The following is a 415-nucleotide window of genomic DNA, read 5'->3' on the forward strand; positions in this document are numbered from 1 at the left end:
ACTGGTGGTGGTGTTCTCGTGGCAGTTCGTTCGAACTTGAATGCAAGAGCTATAGAAAGTGAAGGGTGGAATTGTGCGGAACAAGTTTGGGTCGCCGTCAATCTGAGTGATCGCACACTGTACCTTTGTGCGGTATACATTGCACCAGACCGGGTTCGTGACAACGATCTAATCGAAACCCATTGCCGGTCCGTCTTCACGATAATGGAGAAAGCTACTCCTGTTGACGAGTTGATCGTCCTTGGTGACTTCAACCTAGCTGGTATATCTTGGAAACCGTCCCACAGCGGCTTCCTCTATCCTGACCCAACACGCTCTGTATTTCACACAGGGTCAGTTAATCTTCTCGATAACTATAGTGCAGCTACGCTGTCTCAAATCAACCACATTGTTAATGAGAACAACCGAAGCTTAG

At 48.0% G+C, this 415-nt stretch carries 1 protein-coding gene; it reads left to right on the plus strand.

Annotated features, from left to right (window positions below; genetic code table 11):
* Positions 1 to 18: 18 nt before the first annotated feature.
* The coding region (locus tag B7P34_RS39195) for a hypothetical protein (protein WP_223268639.1) at positions 19 to 415 on the plus strand (397 nt) is incomplete at its 3' end.

Source organism: Streptosporangium nondiastaticum, from assembly GCF_003011965.1.
Classification (GTDB): Bacteria; Actinomycetota; Actinomycetes; order Streptomycetales; family Streptomycetaceae; genus Streptomyces; species Streptomyces nondiastaticus.